Consider the following 1,419-nt stretch of genomic DNA (forward strand, 5'->3'; position numbering starts at 1 on the left):
ATCCTAGTCACCTCAATCAGTTGGGTGCTGCCCTAGTAGCTGAACACCTAGCACGAGATACTACTATTCCCTGGTGAAGATCAGGAGACATCCTTAGATTCCAATGGTGATAAAAATTGAATGACCCGGTCGAAGCGGAAATTGTTAATCCAATCAGTGAGGGTGGTTGCTAGGGGAGAGTACATAGGCGGAATTTGATTGACCAGTTGCAAAGCAGCCTCACTATCTAAGCGAGTAGCAACAGATACTAACTTGGTAACCCAATCTGGAGGCATAGCTGCTAAGCAAGTTGCAAGTTCAGGCAGGGGGGCTGCATCGTCTGCTGGTTTTGATACTATTGGCTCTGGGGTCACCTCTGGAGTAGGCGTATCATAAATTAATTCCATCCCCAAATAAGCCGACATTTTTTCAAACAGTAGTCCTTCGGAAAAGGGCTTACGCACAAAGTCATCACAACCTGCTGCCAAACTGCGTAGGCGATCAGACTCGAATACGCTTGCTGTTAGAGCAATAATCACCGTCTTTGGAGGTTGACCATTGGCGGTTGAGGGGTCGGTGGGGGACGGTTGAGCCAGTGATGATGACGAATGGTCAACGATCGTTGAATTATCAGCAGTAGTAGGCAATGGTGGTGTTGAGGCTGACGATTCACCATCACGTAAATGCCTGACCCACTCAGCGATAGGCACCTCGCAAGCACTCCCGGCTTCATAGGCTCGAATGTATTGAGTAGCCTGAAAGCCATCCATGACTGGCATTTGCATATCCATCCAAATCAGATGCGGGTGCCAAGATTGCCAAATCTCGATCGCCTCCATCCCATTCGCAGCATCACGCACATCTAAACCCGGTAGCGACAACAGCTTGAGCATCAGTTGACGACTTTCCCAACTGTTTTCCACTACGAGAATGCGATAGATAGGCTGGTTAGGTGCAAGACCAATCACCTGGCGAGTTGTGCTAAATGTAACTGGACTGCTAAGGGTAATAGGAATGAAAAATCGAAACGTGCTGCCCTGATTAACCACGCTGGTGACCGAAATGTCCCCTCCCATCAGTTGGACAAATTGCTTGCTAATGGCTAACCCTAATCCGCTACCCTGTTGCGAGCGCCGCCCAGTTTCTGTCTGTGAAAAGGTCTTAAATAGCTGATCAAGTTCTTCAGGGGCAATGCCAGGGCCAGTATCTTCAACTTCAAAGTGCAGCATCATTGGCTGGGGAGGTTGCATATCTTCTGATACTAGTGCCGCAGTGTCGGACGAGGGACTATCAGATGTGGAGCTACTGGCTGGTAAACTCTGGTTGAACTGGGTCTGCTCGGTAACTGCTACCCGTAGGATAACCTGACCCTGTTGGGTGAATTTAATTGCATTTCCCAAGAGGTTGATCAGTACTTGCCGTAGTTTACCTTCGTCTGCT

The 1,419-nt window shown here is 48.8% G+C and carries 1 protein-coding gene; it reads right to left on the reverse strand.

Translation table 11 applies throughout. The annotated features are described in order from the left end of the window. Nucleotides 1–80: 80 nt before the first annotated feature. Nucleotides 81–1,419: ATP-binding protein (locus NZ772_18930; protein ID MCS6815633.1), on the reverse strand; the 1,339-nt coding region annotated here is incomplete at its 5' end.

The sequence above is a fragment of the Cyanobacteriota bacterium genome (assembly GCA_025054735.1).
Taxonomy (GTDB): domain Bacteria; phylum Cyanobacteriota; class Cyanobacteriia; order SKYG9; family SKYG9; genus SKYG9.